We start from the raw sequence: 17,607 nt of genomic DNA, 5'->3' as shown, positions 1-17,607 counted from the left end.
ACAAGCTGGAGGCATGAGCGCTTCCGAACCCGCCGGAGACGGACTGCGGCTGTCCTCCGCCCACGGTCGCTGGGTACTCACCTGTGTCGTCCTCGCCTCCGGAATGGCCATGGTCGACGGGACGGTGGTCAACGTCGCGCTGCCGCGCATGGGCCGCGACCTCGGCGCCTCGCTGTCCACCCTCCAGTGGGTGGTGAACGCCTACATGCTCACCCTGTCCGCGTTGCTGCTCTGGGGCGGAGCGATCGGCGACCGGATCGGACGCAGACGGGCGCTGATGCTCGGCGTCGCCTGGTTCACGGCGGCCTCGGTGCTGTGCGGCGTCGCACCGGACGAAGGGGTGCTGATCGCGGCGCGCGGGTTGCAGGGCATCGGCGGAGCGCTGCTCACCCCCGGCTCCCTGGCGCTCGTACGGGCGTCCTTCCATCCCGACGACCAGTCGCGCGCGGTCGGCGCCTGGTCGGGTCTGACCGGAGTGGCCGGTGCGCTCGGCCCCTTCCTCGGCGGGTGGCTCATCGACGGTCCCGGCTGGCGCTGGATCTTCCTGATCAATGTGCCGCTCGGCGCCCTGGTCCTTCTGCTCGCCGTCCGGTTCGTACCGGAGAGCCGCGACACGGCGCTCGGCGGTCGGCCCTTCGACGTGCTCGGCGCGGTCCTCGCGGCCGTCCTGCTCGGCGGCGTCAGCTACGCGCTGATCGGCGCCTCCGCACACGGTTCACCGCTGCGGGTGGGCATCCCCGTCGTGATCGCCCTCGCGGCCGGGGCCGCCTTCCTGCTGGTGGAGCGGCGCCGCGCCAACCCGATGCTGCCGCTCTCGCTCTTCCGCTCCCGGCTGTTCAGCGCGACCAACGGCATGACGCTGTGTCTGTACGCGGCGATCGGCGGGGCCTTGTTCATCCTGCCGGTGCAGTTGCAGACGACCCTCGGCTACGACGCCCTGGAGGCCGGGCTCGCCACCCTGCCGATCACGGTCCTCATGCTGCTGCTGTCGGCCCGCGCGGGCGCGCTCGCCCGGCGCACCGGGCCCGCGCCGCCGCTGATCACCGGTCCGCTGGTGGCCGGCGCTGGCGCGCTGCTGATGCTGCGGATCGGACCCGACTCCGGGTACGCGGCCGACGTACTGCCCGCGGTGGTGGTGATGGGGCTCGGGATGAGCATCTTCGTCGCCCCGCTGACGGCCACGGTGCTCGCCTCGGTCGACGCGGCACGCGCGGGCCTGGCCAGCGGGGTCAACAACACGGCGGCGCGGGTCGCCCAACTCCTCGTCGTCGCCGCGCTGCCGCTCCTGGTGGGCCTCTCCGGCGACGCCTACACCTCGCCGGACGCGGTGGACCGCTCCTTCCACCGCGCGGCCGTCGTCACTGCGGTGCTCTTCCTCGCCTCGTCCTGCGCGGCCGCCCTGTTCCTGCGGCCGCGCTCGCTGCGCCCGCGGCTCAAGCGCGCGCCGAAACCGCTGTGCCGCTCGTACCTGGCCGTCAACTGCCCACCGCTGGAACCGGGTTCACGGGCGGGGCAGGCCGCGCCGTCGCCGCAGGAGCGCGGCGCCAAGGAGCAGTGACCCGCCGGTCCGGAGCACGAGCGGGTGCCTCACAGCACGCCGGTCACCGTCACGGTCACCTCCACCCGCGCCCCGCCGTCGGCCAGGACCTCGCGCGCCGCGGCGGTGGCGGCGGCACGTACCTCGCGGGTGACGTCGACCGCGCGGTGGCCGGGCAGGGTCGTCAGTTTCACCTCCACCTGCCAGGTTCTGCGGTCGGGACCGAGCGCCGCGCGGACGCCGCCCACCGGGTCGGGCCGGGCCACGCCGTGCATCAGCCGGGCGGTGTGCGCCCTGAGCACGCCCACCAGACCGGGCCTGAGATACGCGACCCCGGGCACCCCCGCCGCAGCGGCCGCCACCGCCTCCTCCACCCGGCTGCGGGCGCTGGGCCGGTTCCCGTGCTGCTTCTTCTGCTGGTTCATCTGCTGCCTCCCCCGTCCTGCTGATCCTCGTCCAGGACGTCCACCACCGAGACGTCCACCGTGCGCACTTCGAGCCCGATCGACCGGTCGGCGGCCGCACTGACCGCCGCGCGTACGGCCTCGGCCACCTCCTGAAGGTTCCAGCTCAGGGCCGCCGCGATGTCCAGGCGCACCGCGACCGGGCCGCGTACCCGTCCGGCGCCCGGCGTCAGCGGCAGGACCTGGCAGCTTCCCGCACGTACTCCCGGCACGGAATCCGCCGCCGAACGGAAGGACTTGGCGGCCGCGGCCTCCACGATCCAGAGGTCCTCGTCCGCCTCGCCCAGCGGCAGGCTCCTGCCGGGGCGCAGTTCGAGACGGACGATGTCCATCACGCGCCGGGTCAGCCGGGAGGCGTCCTCGGGGTCCTCCTCGGCGGTGCGGGCCTGGCGGACGACTTCGTCGAGGGCGTGCAGTTCGTCGAGGGCGGCCGTGCAGTGCGGGCAGTGGGCGACGTGCGGGTCCGCTGGCCCGTTCTCGTCGTGGGCGGCCCACAGCGACTCCAAGGACCGTCCGCAGGGCAGGAGTTCATCGTCCGGCGGCACCGGGTTCGCGTTCAACGCCATGCTCCCATCGCCTCCGTCAGATGGCGCCGAGCACGGAAGATCCGGCCGCGGACCGCCTGATGGCTGATCCCGACCGCTTCCGCGATCTCGTCGTAGGACAGATTGTGCAGCTCACGCAGAACCCAGCAGGCACGTTGCTCGGGCGAGAGCTCGGCGAGCGCGCGGCCGAGCGCCCGCATCGCCGCCGTGCTCTCGGCCGCCCTCGCCGGGGACGCCTCGTGCTCGGGTGCGACGGGCTCGGGCACCGTGTCCAGATGGGCGGAGGGCCGCCGGGCCCGCAGCTGATTCAGACAGCGATTGGTGACGATCCGGTACATCCAGGTACGGAACGCCGCCTCTCCACGGTACTCGGGGAGTCTGCGCCAGGCGCTGACGAACGCCTCCTGCACGGCGTCCTCCGCCTCGGCCCTGTCCCCGAGCATGCGCACGGCGAGGGCGAGCAGGGTCGCGCCGTGCCGTCGGACGAGCGCTTCGAATGCCTCCTCGTCGCCTTCCCGGGCCCGGGTGGCCAGCAGTTCGTCGCCGGGGTCGGCGGTGAGTTCGGACGGCACTCGTCCGGAAGGTTCCATCCCGTCGCCGGGCAATCGACCGCTCCTTCGTGTCTCGTGGGTGCGTCTGTTCGACACACGCCGCCGCGAAGTGTCACGCGCGGCCGGGACCCTTTTCGGCTCCCCGCCGGAACAGCGGCGAAAAATTTCCCGGCTCCGTGCGTGACACACCACCCGCGTGCCGTGTCCAACGACCGGACATGGCCACACGTGCCGAGGAATTCGAGGAGAGGGACCTCATGACCACCACTCAGACAGCCTCCGCCGTCGCGACCGGAGCGTCCATGCCGAAGACGCGCTCCCATGACGAGCACTCCACCACGGTCACCGCGGGAACCAGCGGAGTCACCGAACCCGCGGCCACCCGCGGCAAGACCTCCATCGCCGATGTCGTGGTCGTCAAGGTCGCGGGCATGGCGGCGCGCGAGATCCCGGGTGTGCACGACATGGGCGGCAGCCTGTCGCGCACCATCGGAGCGGTTCGCGACCGGGTGCCCGGCGGCCGCCCCAACGTGGGGCGCGGCGTGAAGGTCGAGGTCGGCGAACGGCAGACGGCGATCGACATCGACCTGGTCGTGGAGTACGGCGTGCCGGTGGGCGACGTCGCCCGCGACGTCCGCGAGAACGTCATCGCCGCGGTGGAGCGGATCACCGGTCTGGAGGTCGTCGAGGTCAACGTCGCCATCAACGACGTCCACCTGCCGGACGACGAGCAGGACTCCGCCGAGTCCCGCGTCGAATGAGCACGGGCCGCACGCGCTGTGCGCCCGGCCCCGGCCGGGCGCACAGCGTGGCGGTGAGCCACGGTGGCCGGGGTTCTCGTACAAAGCGAACAGTGGTACGAGCGAAGTGGCCCCTTGACGGGTACGGAGTACCGGGAAGCGACGGAGAGGCTTGGGCATGAGCAGAGCGGTGCTCTTCATGGCGGTCGGGATGGCACTGGCCTTCGCCGCCTGGTTCGGTGGGTTCGGTGCGTTCCTTCTGGTGGCCGCGCTGGGCGCGGTCGGCTACGGGATCGGACGGATGCTCGACGAGGGTGTGGACCTGCGCGAGTTCCTGTCCCAGCAGGGCCGGAGGCGCTGATGGAACCCGCGGGCGCCCGGGGGGCGACCACCGTCGCGGACCGTGCGGTGCGCCGCATCGCCGAACACGCGGCGGCCGAGGCGATCGAGGGCGGTGAACAGGCGCGCCGGGTGGGGCTGTCCCGCAAGGGCACCACCGCGCGCCTCTCCCTCGAAGTACGGCTCCCCTACCCCGGCGACCTGCCCGCCTCGGGCGAGCGGATCCGGCGCCATGTCACGCGCCGCACCGAGGAGTTGACCGGACTCTCGGTGCCCAGTACGCGGGTCCTGATCAGCCGTCTGGAGACGCCCGGCAAGGCGGGGCGACTGGACGGCGGTTCACCCGACGTCGTCGAACCGGTGACGCGGGAAGCCCAGGCGGGCGGTGCCGCGGGGCGGCATTCGTCCGCGCGTCCGTGGTCCGCGCGGCGCCTGCCCGCGGCGCTGGCGGCCGCCGCGCTCGCCGCGGGCGCGGGCGCGCTGCTCGCCGACGCGGTGGCGGTACGCGCCGGCCGTACGGTCGCCGCCTGGCGCCGGAACGCCTTCGACGAGCTCATGGCGGTGCGGCTCGGCGACACTTGGGCGCCCTGGGCCGCGGCGGGCGCGGCGGCCCTCGGGCTGTGGTGCGTGCTGCTCGCGCTCACTCCGGGGCTGCGCCGCCGACTGCCGCTGACCACGCCCGCCGCCGATGTCGCCGTGACGCTCGACCGGTCGGCGGCTGCCACCGTGCTGCGGACCGCGGTGCTCGCGCAGAACGGCGTGACGGAGGCCCGGGTGCGCATGGGGCGGAGCAGGGCGTCGGTACGGGTGCGGGTCGGCTTCGGCGATCTGGAGCATGTCGGCGAGGACGTACGGCAGGCGTTGGCCCGAGCGGTGGATTCGTGCGGTCTCACTCGCCCCGTGCGCTGGCGGCTCCGGCTGGTGGCCGACGAGAACTGGCGTGCGCCGGGGGCGAGTTCGGCAGGCGCCGGAGATTCGGACGACTCGGAGGATGGGCGTGCGGATCTCGGGGCACCGACTGGTGTGGGACCGACTGTTGCAGCGCCAACGGTTCTGGAACCGGCCTCCGGGGACCCGGAGTTGACGAAGCCCGAGACACGGGACGGCGCCACCCACACCGGCTCCTCCGGCCTCCTCGGGTTCCCCTCCCCCACCGGCTCTGCCCCGCCCCGTTCCGACAGGTTGCCCCAACAGAGCTCCGCCGGGCCGGAGTTGTTCAAGGAGCCCGCGTCGGGGGTCACCGCCCCGGGCACCGGGACCGGGCGTTCCGCGTCCCCGTCTTCGCCCCCTCCCCCGGACGAGTCCGACGCCGCTCCCGCGTCCGAGTCCGCCAACACGGAAGGTGGTGACCGATGACGCGCACACTCGTCAATCGCGTACTGCTCGCCCTGCTGGGTCTGGCACTGCTGACGGGCGGCGCCTGGGCGGCCGTCACCGGGTTCCTCGGTGACCGGGTCCCGTCGTGGTGGCGCGGGCCCGGTTCCGAGGAGCGGCTGGTCGACCGGGACCGCTACCGGGAACTCGCCGGGCACGACTGGTGGGACGCCGCGTCCATGGGCGCTCTCGCGGTCCTGGCGGTGCTGGCGCTGTGGTGGCTCCTGGCCCAGCCCGTCCGTGGCCGGAGCCGGGTGCTGCGCCTGCCGCGCCCCTGGCTCGGGGTGCGCACGCAGGCACTCACCTCGGCCGCGGAACAGGACATCGAGCGGCTGCCCTCGGTGCGCTCCGGCCGCGTCCGGATCGGCAGTGGCCGCGGCGGACGGCTGCGGGTGGCGGTCACCGTACGACTCGAAGCTTCCGCCCAACCCGCCCTGCTGCTCGGCGAGTTGCACGCCGGACCGTTGGCGAACCTGCGCACGGCGACCGGTGCCGAGCAGATGGACTCGGTGGTCCGGCTGCGCAGGGGACGGCAGCGGGCGGTCCGGGTACGGTGACGGCGGGCGCGGGCGGCGGGCACGGCGGGGCGCGCCACACCGTGCGCCCGCCCCGCCCGCACCGCCTGCGTCATCCTCGATGACCGCGTCGTCCTCAATGACCGCGCGCGATCCACTCCTCCAGGTGCGGGGCCTCCGCACCGATGGTGGTGTTGTCGCCGTGGCCGGTGCGTACTTCCGTCTCCGGCGGCAGCGGCAGCAGCTTCTCCCGGATGGAGCGCACGATCGTCGGGAAGTCGCTGAAGGACCGCCCGGTCGCGCCGGGCCCGCCCGCGAAGAGGGTGTCGCCGGTGAAGACGGTGCCGAGGGCGGGGGCGTAGAGGCAGACCGCACCCTGGCAGTGGCCGGGGGTGTGCAGGACGTGCAACGTGGTTCCGGCGACGGTGAGTTCGTCGCCGTCCTTCAGGTCGGTGTCGGGGGCGCGGTCCGGGTGGGTCAGGTCCCACAGGGCGCGGTCGTCCGGGTGCAGGAGGATCGGTGCGCCGGTGCGCTCGGCCAGCGCGGGGGCCTCGCGTACGTGGTCGTCGTGGGCGTGGGTGCAGACGATCGCGCGGAGTGTGCGGCCGCCGACCGCGGTGGCGATCGCCGCCGCGTCGTGAGGCGCGTCGAGGACGAGCACCTCCTCGTCGTCGCCGATCAGCCAGACGTTGTTGTCGACGTCCCAGGTGCCGCCGTCCAGCGAGAAGGTGCCGGAGGTGACGAGGTGTTCGATACGGGCGGCCATTACAGCTCCACCACCGATCGCAGCACCTTGCCCTCGTGCATCCGCGTGAATGCCTCTTCCACCTGGTCGAGTTGGATGGTCTCGGAGACGAAGGCGTCCAGGTCGAGCCTGCCCTGGAGGTACAGGTCGATCAGCATCGGGAAGTCCCGGGTGGGCAGACAGTCCCCGTACCAGGAGGACTTGAGGGAGCCGCCGCGGCCGAAGACGTCCAGCAGCGGGAGTTGCAGCTTCATCTCCGGCGTGGGCACGCCGACCAGGACCACGGTTCCCGCCAAGTCCCTGGCGTAGAAGGCCTGTTCGTAGGTTTCGGGGCGGCCGACCGCGTCGATGACGACATCCGCCCCGAAGCCCGAGGTGAGTTCCCGGATCCGCTCCACGGGGTCGCTCTCACGGGAGTTGAGGGTGTGGGTGGCGCCGAGTTCGGCGGCCGTGCGCAGCTTCCGGTCGTCGATGTCGACGGCAATGATCTTCCCCGCTCCGGCGAGCCGGGAGCCGACCACGGCCGCCGCGCCGACTCCGCCGCAGCCGATCACGGCGACCGAGTCCCCGCGGCCGACGTTGCCGGTGTTCAGGGCGGCGCCGATACCCGCCATCACGCCGCAGCCGAGCAGTCCCGCGGCGGCGGGCGAGGCGGCAGGGTCCACCCTGGTGCACTGTCCCGCGGCCACCAGGGTCTTCTCGGCGAAGGCTCCGATACCCAGAGCGGGCGTCAGTTCGGTGCCGTCGGCGAGGGTCATCTTCTGCTCGGCGTTGTGCGTGGCGAAGCAGTACTGGGGGCGGCCGCGCCGACAGGCACGGCAATCGCCGCACACGGCACGCCAGTTGAGGATCACGAAGTCGCCGGGGGCGACCTCGGTGACACCGTCGCCGACGGATTCGACGACACCGGCCGCCTCGTGCCCGAGCAGGAACGGGAACTCGTCGTTGATGCCGCCCTCCCGGTAGTGCAGATCCGTGTGGCACACACCGCAGGCCTGGATCTTGACGACGGCTTCCCCCGGTCCGGGGTCGGGCACCGTGATCGTCTCGATACGCACGGGCTCGCCCACCGCGCGCGCCACGACTCCCTGGACTTGCTGGGCCATCTGTCTCCGCCTTTCGGGTTTCTCAGAGTTTTTCGGGTTTCTCAGAGTTCCGGTTGGCCGGGTTCCCCGAGCGTCGCCCCGCACCGCGCGCAGAACCGGGCGTCCCGCTCCCCCGCGAGCCTGCCGCACTCGGCGCAGACCCGGTGCAGCTGACACGCGGCCTCGCCGCCCTCCGCGCTCTCGGGCATCCGGATCGCCAGGCCCGGTCTGCGCGGGTGCACGGTCAGATAGACCAGGCCCTGCGGCCCGGCGCCGATCTCGCGGCGGCTGCCCTTCGGCAGCCAGAAGAGGCTGCCGGGTACCAGGGTGTGCGTTTCGGAACCGGGCCCGGCGAGCGCTCGGAGGCTGCCGCCGCCCCGGACCACGAAGGCCAGGACGTCCAGCGTGTGTTCCTCGTGCGCTCCGACGACCGCGTCGGGTCCCAGACGTACGAGATTGGCGTCGAGCTGCCGGGGCTCGGCGGCCAGCCGCCACAGCGCGCCGCCGCTCGATTCGCCTGCGGCAGCGAGGACTTCGGACACCTCGGCCAGTACGCCGACGCTCTGTGACACATGCCCTCCCGCTCGCGGCTCGGTACCTGGGGTAACGGGCTTGGATGTTACCCGTGCGCCGCCTGACCTGCCCGGTGTGCCCGATGTGCGAGCGGTCGTCGCGAGCACACGGCGGGAACCGCGGCGGCGCGTCGCTCGTGACAGGTACCGAACAGCAGTCTCGGAAAGGACAGGTGCGGTGGCGGAAGCGACCCGGATCGACGGAAACACAGTGGTACTGCCCGGGGGTGTGCGCGTCCGGTTCATGCGTACGCTGCGGCTGCCGGAGACCGGAACGCACGGGCTGCCGCCGGGACTTGGCGAGTTCCCGGTACGCGCCGTGCAGGACTATCCGCATACGGCGCCGCAGGACTGGCTGCGCCGTGGCGGGGTGATGCTGCCGGTCTATCTGCGCGAGGCGATGTGGCTGAGCTTCGCTCCCGAGGGCGGCGAGCCCGCGGCGTTGCAGGTCGGAGTCGGCAAGGTGTGCGCGGTCTCCGGCGAGCCCTGGTCCGACGCGCTGACCCAGCGCCCGCAGAACTATGTGACGCTGCCCCGTCAGCCGTGGCTGGACGGCATCAACTCCGGCAACGGCACGGTGCGGCAGTTCGTGGCCGTGCCGCTCGGCATGGGCGCGACCGTGGAGGGCCAGGTCACCGGCGAGGAGGTGTGGGGCGGGGTGCAGCTCCAGGCGTTCTCGCTCAACCCTCGGGCGCGGGCGGCCTGGCTCGAGGAGCAGCGCCGGGCCCGCGAGGCGGCGGCGCGCCGTGCGCGCAGCATGCCGAGCGACGGCGGATACGGCGGATTCGGAGGCCCGGCCGCGCCGGGTGCGGCCTATGGCGCGCCTGCCCCGGCGCAGCCGGGCGCGGCGATGGGCATGGGCGCCGGGGGCACCATGCGGCAGGAGGTCTACCGGGACGAGCGCCCGGTGTCGGACTGGGCTCCGCGGCCCGCGGGCCGGGTCTTCGTGCACCTCGTGACCCCGCCGCAGTGGCGCCGGATCACGGGTGAGGCGCCGCCGCCGTCCCCGGTGGACCGGGCCGCCTACACCCGTGCGGGCCTGCCCTGGTTCGAGTACTACGACCAGGACGGTGCCGATCTCGCGCCCCCGTCCTCCCTCGAATCCGTACAGCCCGTGGGCGAGTGGCTCGGCGCGGACCACGAGCCCTGGCAGCCCCCCTCCCCGTACCAGGTCAAGCCGTTGACACCGGGTCAGCCGGTTCAGGACGGCGACTGGTAGGAGACGCGGCGGCGGGCGGCGCCTGCGGGGCGGCGCCCGCCGAGTGGTGCGGGCCGCCGCCTTCCGTAGCACCATGGCTGCATGCTTCTCGCGCGGCTGGCCGACGTCTCACGGGAGGTCGCGGCCACCTCGGCGCGCTCCCGCAAGACGGCGCTGCTCGCCGCGCTGTTCCGGGAGGCGGCCCCGGACGACGCGCCCGTGGTCATCGCCTATCTGGCGGGACGGCTGCCGCAGGGCCGGATCGGAGTCGGCTGGAGCAGCCTCAAGGATCCCGTGCCGCCCGCCGCCTCGGCCACGCTCACGGTGGGCTCGGTGGACACGACGCTGACGGCGCTCGCGGGTCTGTCTGGTCCGGGTTCGCAGGCCGAACGCAGGCGTCTGGTACAGGAGTTGATGGGTGCGGCGACCGAGGAGGAGCAGCGGTTCCTGTTCGGTCTCCTGACCGGCGAGGTGCGGCAGGGCGCGCTCGACGCGGTCGCCGTCGAGGGGCTGGCGCAGGCCACTGAGGCGCCCCCGGAGGCGGTACGGCGTGCCGTGATGCTGGCGGGCTCGCTGGAGACCGTCGCGGTGGCGCTCCTCGCGGAGGGCCCGGAAGCGCTGCGGGAGTTCCGGCTGACGGTTCTCAGGCCGGTGCAGCCCATGCTCGCCCGAACGGCCGCCTCGGTGGCCGAGGCACTGACCAGGCTCGGGCCGTGCGCGGTGGAGGAGAAGCTCGACGGGATCCGGGTGCAGGTGCACCGGGACGGCGACGAGGTGCACGTCTACACCCGTACGCTGGACGAGATCACCACCCGCGTGCCCGAACTCACCGCTGTCGCACAGGAGTTGGCAGGCGAGAGCTTCATCCTGGACGGTGAGGTGATCGCGCTCGACGCCGAGGGGCGGCCGCGTTCGTTCCAGGACATCGCCGGACGGGTGGGTTCGCGCTCCGACGTCGGCTCGGCCGCGGCGGCGCTGCCGCTGAGCCCGGTCTTCTTCGACGTACTGTCCGCCGACGGCCGCGAGCTCCTGGACCTGCCGCTGCGCGCCCGCTACGAGGAACTGGCGACGCTCGTCCCTGAGCCGATGCGGGTCCGGCGGCTGGTCCTCGCCGATCCCGCCGAGCCCGAATCCGCCGACAGGGCCGCCGAGTTCCTCGACCGGACCCTGGCGCGCGGCCATGAGGGCGTGGTCGTCAAAGGGCTCGACGCCCCCTACAGCGCGGGTCGGCGCGGCGCCTCGTGGCTGAAGGTCAAGCCCGTGCACACCCTCGACCTGGTCGTCCTCGCGGCCGAGTGGGGTCACGGTCGCCGCACCGGCAAGCTGTCCAACCTTCATCTGGGTGCCCGCCGCGCCGACGGCTCGTACGCGATGCTCGGCAAGACGTTCAAGGGCATGACGGACGCGATGCTCGACTGGCAGACCGGGCGTCTGGGTGAGCTGGCCACCGGCGACGACGGTCATGTGGTGCGCGTACGGCCGGAGTTGGTCGTGGAGATCGCCTACGACGGCTTGCAGCGCTCGACGCGTTACCCGGCGGGCATCACGCTGCGCTTCGCACGCGTGGTGCGCTACCGCGAGGACAAGAGCGCCGCCGAGGCGGACACCGTCGAGTCGCTGCTCGCCGCCCACAGCCGCCCGGCCGACGCATGAGCGGCCCGGCCCCCACCACAGGGCGTCCCCGGTGACGGCACGTACCAGCGCGGGGATCCTGCTCCACCGCGGCGGGCCCCGGCACACCGAGGTTCTGCTCGGGCACATGGGCGGCCCGTTCTGGGCGCGCCGGGAGGAGGGCGCCTGGTCGGTGGTCAAGGGCGAGTACGAGGCGCCGGAACCGGCCTGGGAGGCGGCGCGCCGCGAGTTCGCCGAGGAGCTGGGGCTGCCCGCGCCGGAGGGCGAGCCGGTGCCGCTCGGCGAGGTGCGCCAGTCCGGGGGCAAGGTGGTGACCGTGTGGGCGGTGGCGGGCGACCTCGATCCGGGCGCGGTGGTGCCGGGGACGTTCACGATGGAGTGGCCGCGCGGTTCCGGGCGGCAGCGCGACTTCCCCGAGGTCGACCGGGTGGCGTGGCTGACCCTCGACGAGGCCGCCCGGCTGATCGTCCGGGCGCAGACGGTGTTCCTGGACCGTCTCGCGGCGCATCTCGCGGGGCCTGCGCCGTGAGAGGTGCGGATGGGCGGGGACCCGGGGCCGGCGCCGTCGCGTTGCGGCCCGGAGGGTGGCGCGTCAGGGTCGGAGTAAGCCCTTCAGGAGGTCGCAGTCATGCCCATCGCGACAGTGAATCCCGCCGACGGCCGCACCCTCAAGACATTCGACCCCCTGGACGACAAGGACATCGCACGCCGTATCGCCACGGCCTCCTCCGCCTTCGCCGACTACCGCAGTACGCGATGCGCCCACCGCGCCGAGCTCCTGACCAGGGCCGCCGACCTGCTGGACCGTGACCGGGACGAGATCGCCCGCACCATGACCACCGAGATGGGCAAGCCGCTCGCCCAGGCGAAGGCGGAGGCGGCGAAATGCGCGAAGACGATGCGCTGGTACGCGCGGCACGCGCAGGAACTGCTCGCCGACGAGCTTCCGGACCCCGAGGACGTGACGGACTCCGGTGCACAGCGGGTCCGTGTGGTGTACCGGCCGCTGGGGGTCGTACTCGCCGTGATGCCGTGGAACTTTCCGCTGTGGCAGGTGGTCCGGTTCGCCGCGCCCGCGCTGATGGCGGGGAACGTGGCGCTGCTCAAGCACTCCTCGAACGTGCCGCAGACCGCGCTGTACCTGGAGGATCTGTTCCGCGAGGCCGGGTATCCGCCCGGCTGCTTCCAGACTCTCCTGATCGGTTCCGGTTCGGTGGAGGTCATCCTGCGGGACAGGCGGGTCGCCGCCGCGACGCTCACCGGCAGCGAGGCGGCGGGCCGCTCGGTGGCCTCGATCGCCGGGGACGTGGTCAAGAAGACGGTGCTCGAACTCGGCGGCAGCGACCCGTTCGTCGTGATGCCCTCGGCCGACCTGGAGCAGGCGGCGTCGACGGCGGTGACGGCACGGGTGCAGAACAACGGGCAGTCCTGCATCGCCGCGAAGCGCTTCATCGTCCACGAGGACGCGTACGAGGCGTTCTCCGTGTACTTCACCGCGGGCATGCGGTCGCTGACGGTGGGCGATCCGATGGACGAGGCCACCGACGTCGGCCCGCTCGCGACCGAGCGGGGCCGTGCCGACCTGGAGGAACTCGTCGAGGACGCGAAGAAGAAGGGCGCCGTGGTGCTGTGCGGCGGCGAGCGCCCGCCGGACCTGGCGGAGACGGGCTGGTACTACGCGCCCACCGTGCTCGCCGAGGTCACCTCCGACATGCGCATCCACCGCGAGGAGACGTTCGGCCCGGTGGCCTGCCTGTACCGGGTGGCGACCCTGAGCGACGCCGTGGCCGTGGCCAACGACACCCCCTTCGGGCTGAGTTCGAACCTGTGGACCCGCGAGGAGGCCGACGTGGCCAGGTTCGTGCGCGACATGGAGGCGGGCGGCATCTACGTCAACGGCATGACGGCCTCCCACCCGGCCTTCCCCTTCGGCGGGATCAAGTCCTCCGGGTACGGACGCGAGCTGTCCGGCCACGGCATCCGCGAGTTCTGCAACGTCACGACCGTCTGGGAAACCGTGTAGCCCGTCTCACAGCCGCGCTCCCAGAACACCCCCGCACGTCGGGAACACACCCAGGTCGTTTATCGTTCATCTATACGCGGGCCGGGGACGCACTGTCGTCCGCGCCCGCCCCAGAGCGCCCCGCCCGCGATTCCCCCGTCCGGGCGGGGCTCCGACGCCGCGCACCGACGCGCACACGAGAGCCGGGCCGCATCCCTGACCGGGAAGCGGCCCGGCTCTCGACGTGCGTACGGACGGGGCCGTCGCGCTCGGGTCAGCGGATCTGGATGCCCGAGAGCGTACGGGCGATGACCAGGCGCTGGATCTCGCTGGTGCCCTCGAAGATCGTGTAGATCGCCGCGTCGCGGTGCATACGCTCCACCGGGTACTCACGGGTGTAGCCGTTGCCGCCGAGGATCTGGATCGCCTGGGCGGTGACCGACTTGGAGACCTCGGAGGCGTACAGCTTCGACTGCGAGCCCTCGGCCGCGGTGAACGGCTTGCCGGTCGCCGCCATCCAGGACGCCCGCCAGACCAGCAGACGCGCGGCGTCGACCTGGGTGCGCATGTCGGCGAGCTGGAAGGCGACGCCCTGGTTGTCGATGATCGGGCGGCCGAACTGCTCACGGGTCTTGGCGTAGTCGAGCGCGACCTCATAGGCGGCACGGGCGGTACCGACCGCCATGGCACCGACGGCCGGGCGCGAGGCCTCGAAGGTGGCCATCGCCGCGTTCTTCACACGCTCGCCGCCGCCCGCCTTGGCGCGCTCACGGGCCCGGGCCAGACGCTCGTCGAGCTTCTCCTTGCCGCCCAGCAGGCAGGAGCCGGGGACGCGGACGTTGTCCAGGACGACCTCGGCGGTGTGCGAGGCGCGGATGCCGTGCTTCTGGAACTTCTGGCCCTGGGACAGGCCGGGGGTGTTCGGCGGGATGATGAAGGAGGCGTGCCCCTTGGAGCCGAGCTCGGGGTCGACGCTGGCGACGACCACGTGGACGTTGGCGATGCCGCCGTTGGTCGCCCAGGTCTTGGTGCCGTTGATCAGCCACTCGTCCTTGGCCTCGTCGTACACGGCACGGGTCCGCATCGAGGCGACGTCCGAGCCCGCGTCGGGCTCGGACGAACAGAAGGCGGCGACCTTCACATCGGTGGCGTCGCCGTACATCTGCGGGATCCAGGTCCCGATCTGCTCCTCGGTACCGTTGGCGACGACGCCGACGGCGGCCAGGCCGGTACCCACGATGGACAGGGCGATACCGGCGTCACCCCAGAACAGCTCCTCCATGATCATGGGAACGCCGAGACCGTTGGGCGAGAAGTAATTCTGGGCGTAGAAGTCCAGGGAGTAGATGCCGAGCTTCGCGGCCTCCTGGATGACCGGCCAGGGCGTCTCCTCGCGCTCGTCCCATTCGGCGGCAGCAGGCCGGATCACGTCCGCGCTGAATCCGTGGAGCCACTCCCGGATTTCCTTCTGCTCGTCAGTGAGATCCATGGTGAACTCGGACATGACCCCTCCAGCGGGTGCGATCCACAGCGTGTTACTTGAGGTAACCCGAGTATGTTACCGGCGGGTAGGCAATGTCAACTCCCGTACTCGGGACGAACTCGTCCGAGGTGTTAGGTTCTTCACGCGCACCTGATCAACACGGGCGGGGAGATCCTATGAATTCGAGGCAAGAGGCCGAACAGGAACTGCCCGCGGAACGCAGACGCCGTGAACTCCTGGACGCCGCGGACCGGGTGGTGCAGCGCGAAGGCCCGAGCGCCTCGATGAACGCGATCGCCGCCGAAGCGGGAATCACCAAGCCGATCCTTTACCGCCACTTCGGCGACAAGGGCGGACTCTACGCGGCACTCGCCAAGCGGCACACCGACGCACTGCTCGCCGCACTCCGCGAGGCGCTCGACGCCCCCGCCGACCGCAGGCGGCGCGTCGAGGCCACCCTGGAGACCTATCTCGTGGCCATCGAGGCCCGGCCGCAGGTGTACCGCTTTCTGATGCACCCCGCCGAGACGGCTCCCACCGGTGAGAGCGGCTTCGACGTCGGGGTCCACTCGGCACCCCTGCTGCGCCGCCTCGGCGAGGAACTGGCCGAGGTCATCGAGACACGTATCGACCTGGGCCCGGGCGGCGCGCAGCTCGCGAGAGTGTGGGGCCACGGGATAGTCGGCATGATGCACGCGGCGGGCGACTGGTGGCTCAGCGAGCGCCCCTGCTCCCGCAAGGAACTGGTGAGCTCCCTCACCGAGCTGCTGTGGGGCAGGCTGGCGGAGGCCGGGGACAAGCCGGGCGGGCCGGTCTTCTAGAGCGCTGGGCCAGCGCCGGACCCTAGAAGACCCCGGCTCCCTCGCCGCCGGTGCCGTCGGTCGCCAGCCGCCGGGTCTCGATCTTCGCCCAGGGCGCCTTGGCCGCGGCCCGCAGCACCCGGCGCTTGCGAAGGCCCGTGAGGCGGTCCACGTACACGGTTCCGTCCAGGTGGTCGCACTCGTGCTGGAGGCAGCGGGCGAAGAAGCCGGTGCCCTCCACCCGTACCGGCTCTCCCCCGCTGGTGAAGCCCTCGACCACGGCACGGTCGTATCGTGGCGTGCCCGCTTCGAGCCCCGGCAGCGAGAGGCAGCCCTCGGGGCCGCGCATCAGGAGGCCGTCCGCGGCCACCAGGCGCGGGTTGACCAGGTGTCCGAGGTGGCGTCGGTCCTCGTCGTCCGGGCAGTCGTACACGAACACTCGCAGGCCCACACCGACCTGGTTCGCGGCGAGGCCCACGCCCTGGGCCGCGTACATGGTCGCGAACAGGTCCTCCACCAGGCGGGCCAGATCCGGCCCGAAGTCCGTGACCTCGGCGCAGTGCCGGTGCAGCAGCTCGTCGCCGAGCAGGGTCAGGTCACGTGGGCGCCCCGAGGCGCCCGGAATCGAGCGGTGTCGCATGGCGGCAAGGGTACGGTCCGATGTCCGGTGCGGGCGGCCCGAGTTGTGCCGCAGTTCAGGCCGGTGACGAGATCTCGATAGGCTGAGCGCACACGATGCCGAGGGCAGGCGCGGCGCCGTACGCGAGGAGGATCCAGAACGATGGCAGGCAACACGGAGCCGCTGCCGCCGCGGGCCAGGCTGGCCGTGACGGCAGGCAAGGCCGCCGCCGCGGTGTCGCGGGCGGCCGGTCGCGGCAGCGGATCGGTGATCGGCGGCAAGGTCGCCCTCAAGCTCAGCCCCGACCTGCTGGGGCGGCTCGCCCAGCACCTGGACGTGATCCTGGTCTCGGCGACCAACGGCAAGACCACCACCACCCGGCTGATCGCCGAGGCGCTGCGGGCCGCGGGCCCGGTGGTGTCCAACGCGCTCGGCGCGAACATGCCCGCGGGCATCACCTCGGCACTCGCGGGCGGCTCCGACGCCCGCTACGCGGTGATCGAGGTCGACGAGAAGTACCTGTCCGGGGTCGCCCGGGACACCGCCCCGAAGGCGATCGCCCTGCTGAACCTCTCCCGGGACCAGCTCGACCGCGCAGCCGAGACCCGGATGCTCGCCGAACACTGGCGCGAGGGGCTTTCGGGCAGCAAGGCGGTGGTGATCGCCAACGCCGACGACCCGCTCGTGGTGTGGGCCGCGTCCTCCTCCCCGAACGTCGTGTGGGTGGCCGCGGGCCAGATGTGGAAGGACGACGCCTGGTCCTGCCCGTCCTGCGGCGGTGTGATGCAGCGCCCCGGCGACGACTGGTTCTGCGCCCAGTGCGGATTCCGCCGTCCCGCCCCGAGCTGGGCGCTCAACGGCGAGTACGTCATGGACCCGCACGGCTCGGCCTGGCCGATCCACCTCCAGCTGCCGGGCCGCGCCAACCGCGCCAACGCCGCCAGCTCGGCGGCCGTGGCCGCCGTCTTCGGTGTGCCGCCGCAGGTGGCCCTGGAACGCATGTACCAGGTGCAGGCCGTGGCAGGCCGGTACGACGTGGTCCAGTTCATGGGCCGCGACCTGCGGCTGCTGCTCGCCAAGAACCCCGCGGGCTGGCTGGAGACCTTCTCGCTGATCGACCAGCCGCCGGCACCGGTGGTCCTCTCGGTCAACGCCCGCGGCGCGGACGGCACCGACACCTCCTGGCTGTGGGACGTCGACTACACCCGGCTGACCGGCCACCCGATCTTCGTCATCGGTGACCGCAAGCTGGACCTCGCGGTGCGTCTCGAGGTGGCCAACCAGAGCTTCCACGTGTGCCAGAGCCTCGACGAGGCGGTCCAGATGGCGCCGCCGGGGCGTATCGAAGTGATCGCGAACTACACCGCCTTCCAGGACCTGCGCCGCCGCGTCGGCAACTGACCAGC

The 17,607-nt window shown here is 72.4% G+C and carries 19 protein-coding genes; 11 read left to right on the top strand and 8 right to left on the bottom strand.

Annotated elements, in window-relative coordinates:
* Positions 1–13: 13 nt before the first annotated feature.
* Positions 14–1,558 carry an MFS transporter gene (locus HUT18_RS32895; protein ID WP_176104150.1) on the top strand — a complete coding sequence of 515 codons (1,545 nt, stop codon included), beginning with the start codon at positions 14–16 and terminating at the stop codon, positions 1,556–1,558.
* A gap of 29 nt (positions 1,559–1,587) precedes the next feature.
* Here HUT18_RS32895 and HUT18_RS32890 read toward each other — a convergent pair whose 3' ends face one another.
* From HUT18_RS32890 to HUT18_RS32880, 3 genes are read right to left on the bottom strand one after another with little or no spacing between them, the layout of a single operon-like run.
* On the bottom strand, positions 1,588–1,962 hold the full coding sequence (locus HUT18_RS32890) for an Asp23/Gls24 family envelope stress response protein (RefSeq protein ID WP_176104149.1): 375 nt from the start codon (positions 1,960–1,962) through the stop codon (positions 1,588–1,590).
* Positions 1,959–2,567 (bottom strand): hypothetical protein, encoded by a 609-nt coding sequence (locus HUT18_RS32885; RefSeq protein WP_176104148.1) that lies wholly within the window; start codon positions 2,565–2,567, stop codon positions 1,959–1,961. The genes HUT18_RS32890 and HUT18_RS32885 overlap by 4 nt, the downstream gene beginning before the upstream one ends.
* Positions 2,558–3,136 (bottom strand): RNA polymerase sigma factor, encoded by a 579-nt coding sequence (locus HUT18_RS32880; protein WP_176104946.1) that lies wholly within the window; start codon positions 3,134–3,136, stop codon positions 2,558–2,560. Before HUT18_RS32880 ends, HUT18_RS32885 begins: the two co-directional genes overlap by 10 nt.
* Positions 3,137–3,354: 218 nt before the next feature.
* On the opposite strand from HUT18_RS32880, the gene HUT18_RS32875 reads away from it, so the two are divergent.
* The 4 genes from HUT18_RS32875 to HUT18_RS32860 all read left to right on the top strand — a co-directional run bounded on the left by HUT18_RS32875 (position 3,355) and on the right by HUT18_RS32860 (position 6,107).
* Positions 3,355–3,858: an Asp23/Gls24 family envelope stress response protein gene (locus tag HUT18_RS32875; protein ID WP_176104147.1), complete on the top strand. Its 504-nt coding sequence runs from the start codon at positions 3,355–3,357 to the stop codon at positions 3,856–3,858.
* Between the two features lie 157 nt (positions 3,859–4,015).
* Entirely contained in the window at positions 4,016–4,198 is a 183-nt protein-coding gene (locus HUT18_RS32870) for a hypothetical protein (protein ID WP_176104146.1), read from the top strand.
* Complete coding sequence (locus tag HUT18_RS32865) at positions 4,198–5,532, top strand: DUF6286 domain-containing protein (protein ID WP_176104145.1); 1,335 nt, start codon at positions 4,198–4,200, stop codon at positions 5,530–5,532. The genes HUT18_RS32870 and HUT18_RS32865 overlap by 1 nt, the downstream gene beginning before the upstream one ends.
* Positions 5,529–6,107: an alkaline shock response membrane anchor protein AmaP gene (locus HUT18_RS32860; RefSeq protein WP_176104144.1), complete on the top strand. Its 579-nt coding sequence runs from the start codon at positions 5,529–5,531 to the stop codon at positions 6,105–6,107. The genes HUT18_RS32865 and HUT18_RS32860 overlap by 4 nt, the downstream gene beginning before the upstream one ends.
* Positions 6,108–6,201: 94 nt before the next feature.
* Here HUT18_RS32860 and HUT18_RS32855 read toward each other — a convergent pair whose 3' ends face one another.
* From HUT18_RS32855 to HUT18_RS32845, 3 genes are read right to left on the bottom strand one after another with little or no spacing between them, the layout of a single operon-like run.
* Positions 6,202–6,831 carry an MBL fold metallo-hydrolase gene (locus HUT18_RS32855; RefSeq protein ID WP_176104143.1) on the bottom strand — a complete coding sequence of 210 codons (630 nt, stop codon included), beginning with the start codon at positions 6,829–6,831 and terminating at the stop codon, positions 6,202–6,204.
* Entirely contained in the window at positions 6,831–7,916 is a 1,086-nt protein-coding gene (locus HUT18_RS32850; RefSeq protein ID WP_176104142.1) for an S-(hydroxymethyl)mycothiol dehydrogenase, read from the bottom strand. Before HUT18_RS32850 ends, HUT18_RS32855 begins: the two co-directional genes overlap by 1 nt.
* A 41-nt stretch (positions 7,917–7,957) precedes the next feature.
* On the bottom strand, positions 7,958–8,467 hold the full coding sequence (locus tag HUT18_RS32845) for a cupin domain-containing protein (protein WP_176104141.1): 510 nt from the start codon (positions 8,465–8,467) through the stop codon (positions 7,958–7,960).
* Between the two features lie 178 nt (positions 8,468–8,645).
* Here HUT18_RS32845 and HUT18_RS32840 point away from each other — a divergent pair, with 178 nt between their 5' ends.
* The 4 genes from HUT18_RS32840 to HUT18_RS32825 all read left to right on the top strand — a co-directional run bounded on the left by HUT18_RS32840 (position 8,646) and on the right by HUT18_RS32825 (position 13,320).
* Complete coding sequence (locus tag HUT18_RS32840) at positions 8,646–9,686, top strand: hypothetical protein (protein ID WP_176104140.1); 1,041 nt, start codon at positions 8,646–8,648, stop codon at positions 9,684–9,686.
* An 81-nt stretch (positions 9,687–9,767) separates the two neighbouring features.
* The gene (locus HUT18_RS32835) at positions 9,768–11,318 is read left to right on the top strand and encodes an ATP-dependent DNA ligase (RefSeq protein WP_176104139.1); all 1,551 of its coding nucleotides are present in this window, start codon (positions 9,768–9,770) and stop codon (positions 11,316–11,318) included.
* A 31-nt stretch (positions 11,319–11,349) separates the two neighbouring features.
* Positions 11,350–11,826, top strand: a complete 477-nt coding sequence (locus HUT18_RS32830) for an NUDIX domain-containing protein (RefSeq protein ID WP_176104138.1) — start codon at positions 11,350–11,352, stop codon at positions 11,824–11,826.
* Positions 11,827–11,925: 99 nt separating this feature from the next.
* Entirely contained in the window at positions 11,926–13,320 is a 1,395-nt protein-coding gene (locus HUT18_RS32825) for an NADP-dependent succinic semialdehyde dehydrogenase (protein ID WP_176104137.1), read from the top strand.
* Between the two features lie 253 nt (positions 13,321–13,573).
* On the opposite strand, the gene HUT18_RS32820 is transcribed toward HUT18_RS32825, so the two are convergent.
* Positions 13,574–14,803 carry an acyl-CoA dehydrogenase family protein gene (locus HUT18_RS32820; RefSeq protein ID WP_176104136.1) on the bottom strand — a complete coding sequence of 410 codons (1,230 nt, stop codon included), beginning with the start codon at positions 14,801–14,803 and terminating at the stop codon, positions 13,574–13,576.
* A gap of 155 nt (positions 14,804–14,958) precedes the next feature.
* Between HUT18_RS32820 and HUT18_RS32815 the strand changes: the two genes are divergently transcribed.
* Positions 14,959–15,603, top strand: a complete 645-nt coding sequence (locus tag HUT18_RS32815; RefSeq protein WP_176104135.1) for a TetR family transcriptional regulator — start codon at positions 14,959–14,961, stop codon at positions 15,601–15,603.
* Between the two features lie 22 nt (positions 15,604–15,625).
* Here the strand turns inward: HUT18_RS32815 and def are convergent, their stop codons facing one another.
* Entirely contained in the window at positions 15,626–16,222 is a 597-nt protein-coding gene (gene def / locus HUT18_RS32810) for a peptide deformylase (protein ID WP_176104134.1), read from the bottom strand.
* Positions 16,223–16,363: 141 nt separating this feature from the next.
* On the opposite strand from def, the gene HUT18_RS32805 reads away from it, so the two are divergent.
* The gene (locus HUT18_RS32805; protein ID WP_176104133.1) at positions 16,364–17,602 is read left to right on the top strand and encodes a MurT ligase domain-containing protein; all 1,239 of its coding nucleotides are present in this window, start codon (positions 16,364–16,366) and stop codon (positions 17,600–17,602) included.
* Positions 17,603–17,607 lie beyond the last annotated feature (5 nt).

The organism is Streptomyces sp. NA04227 (assembly GCF_013364195.1).
In the GTDB taxonomy this organism is placed as follows: domain Bacteria; phylum Actinomycetota; class Actinomycetes; order Streptomycetales; family Streptomycetaceae; genus Streptomyces.
Note: the sequence above shows the minus strand (reverse complement) of the source record. Positions and strands in the feature narration are given on the sequence as shown.

What these genes read in the sequence shown, in the direction of transcription:
- HUT18_RS32895 (WP_176104150.1), top strand. Translation starts at nt 14, where the DNA reads ATGAGCGCTTCCGAACCCGCCGGAGACGGACTGCGGCTGTCCTCCGCC.
- HUT18_RS32880 (WP_176104946.1), bottom strand. Translation starts at nt 3,136, where the DNA reads ATGGAACCTTCCGGACGAGTGCCGTCCGAACTCACCGCCGACCCCGGC.
- HUT18_RS32885 (WP_176104148.1), bottom strand. Translation starts at nt 2,567, where the DNA reads ATGGCGTTGAACGCGAACCCGGTGCCGCCGGACGATGAACTCCTGCCC.
- HUT18_RS32890 (WP_176104149.1), bottom strand. Translation starts at nt 1,962, where the DNA reads ATGAACCAGCAGAAGAAGCAGCACGGGAACCGGCCCAGCGCCCGCAGC.
- HUT18_RS32860 (WP_176104144.1), top strand. Translation starts at nt 5,529, where the DNA reads ATGACGCGCACACTCGTCAATCGCGTACTGCTCGCCCTGCTGGGTCTG.
- HUT18_RS32805 (WP_176104133.1), top strand. Translation starts at nt 16,364, where the DNA reads ATGGCAGGCAACACGGAGCCGCTGCCGCCGCGGGCCAGGCTGGCCGTG.
- def (WP_176104134.1), bottom strand. Translation starts at nt 16,222, where the DNA reads ATGCGACACCGCTCGATTCCGGGCGCCTCGGGGCGCCCACGTGACCTG.
- HUT18_RS32835 (WP_176104139.1), top strand. Translation starts at nt 9,768, where the DNA reads ATGCTTCTCGCGCGGCTGGCCGACGTCTCACGGGAGGTCGCGGCCACC.
- HUT18_RS32870 (WP_176104146.1), top strand. Translation starts at nt 4,016, where the DNA reads ATGAGCAGAGCGGTGCTCTTCATGGCGGTCGGGATGGCACTGGCCTTC.
- HUT18_RS32815 (WP_176104135.1), top strand. Translation starts at nt 14,959, where the DNA reads ATGAATTCGAGGCAAGAGGCCGAACAGGAACTGCCCGCGGAACGCAGA.
- HUT18_RS32850 (WP_176104142.1), bottom strand. Translation starts at nt 7,916, where the DNA reads ATGGCCCAGCAAGTCCAGGGAGTCGTGGCGCGCGCGGTGGGCGAGCCC.
- HUT18_RS32825 (WP_176104137.1), top strand. Translation starts at nt 11,926, where the DNA reads ATGCCCATCGCGACAGTGAATCCCGCCGACGGCCGCACCCTCAAGACA.
- HUT18_RS32820 (WP_176104136.1), bottom strand. Translation starts at nt 14,803, where the DNA reads ATGTCCGAGTTCACCATGGATCTCACTGACGAGCAGAAGGAAATCCGG.
- HUT18_RS32875 (WP_176104147.1), top strand. Translation starts at nt 3,355, where the DNA reads ATGACCACCACTCAGACAGCCTCCGCCGTCGCGACCGGAGCGTCCATG.
- HUT18_RS32855 (WP_176104143.1), bottom strand. Translation starts at nt 6,831, where the DNA reads ATGGCCGCCCGTATCGAACACCTCGTCACCTCCGGCACCTTCTCGCTG.
- HUT18_RS32865 (WP_176104145.1), top strand. Translation starts at nt 4,198, where the DNA reads ATGGAACCCGCGGGCGCCCGGGGGGCGACCACCGTCGCGGACCGTGCG.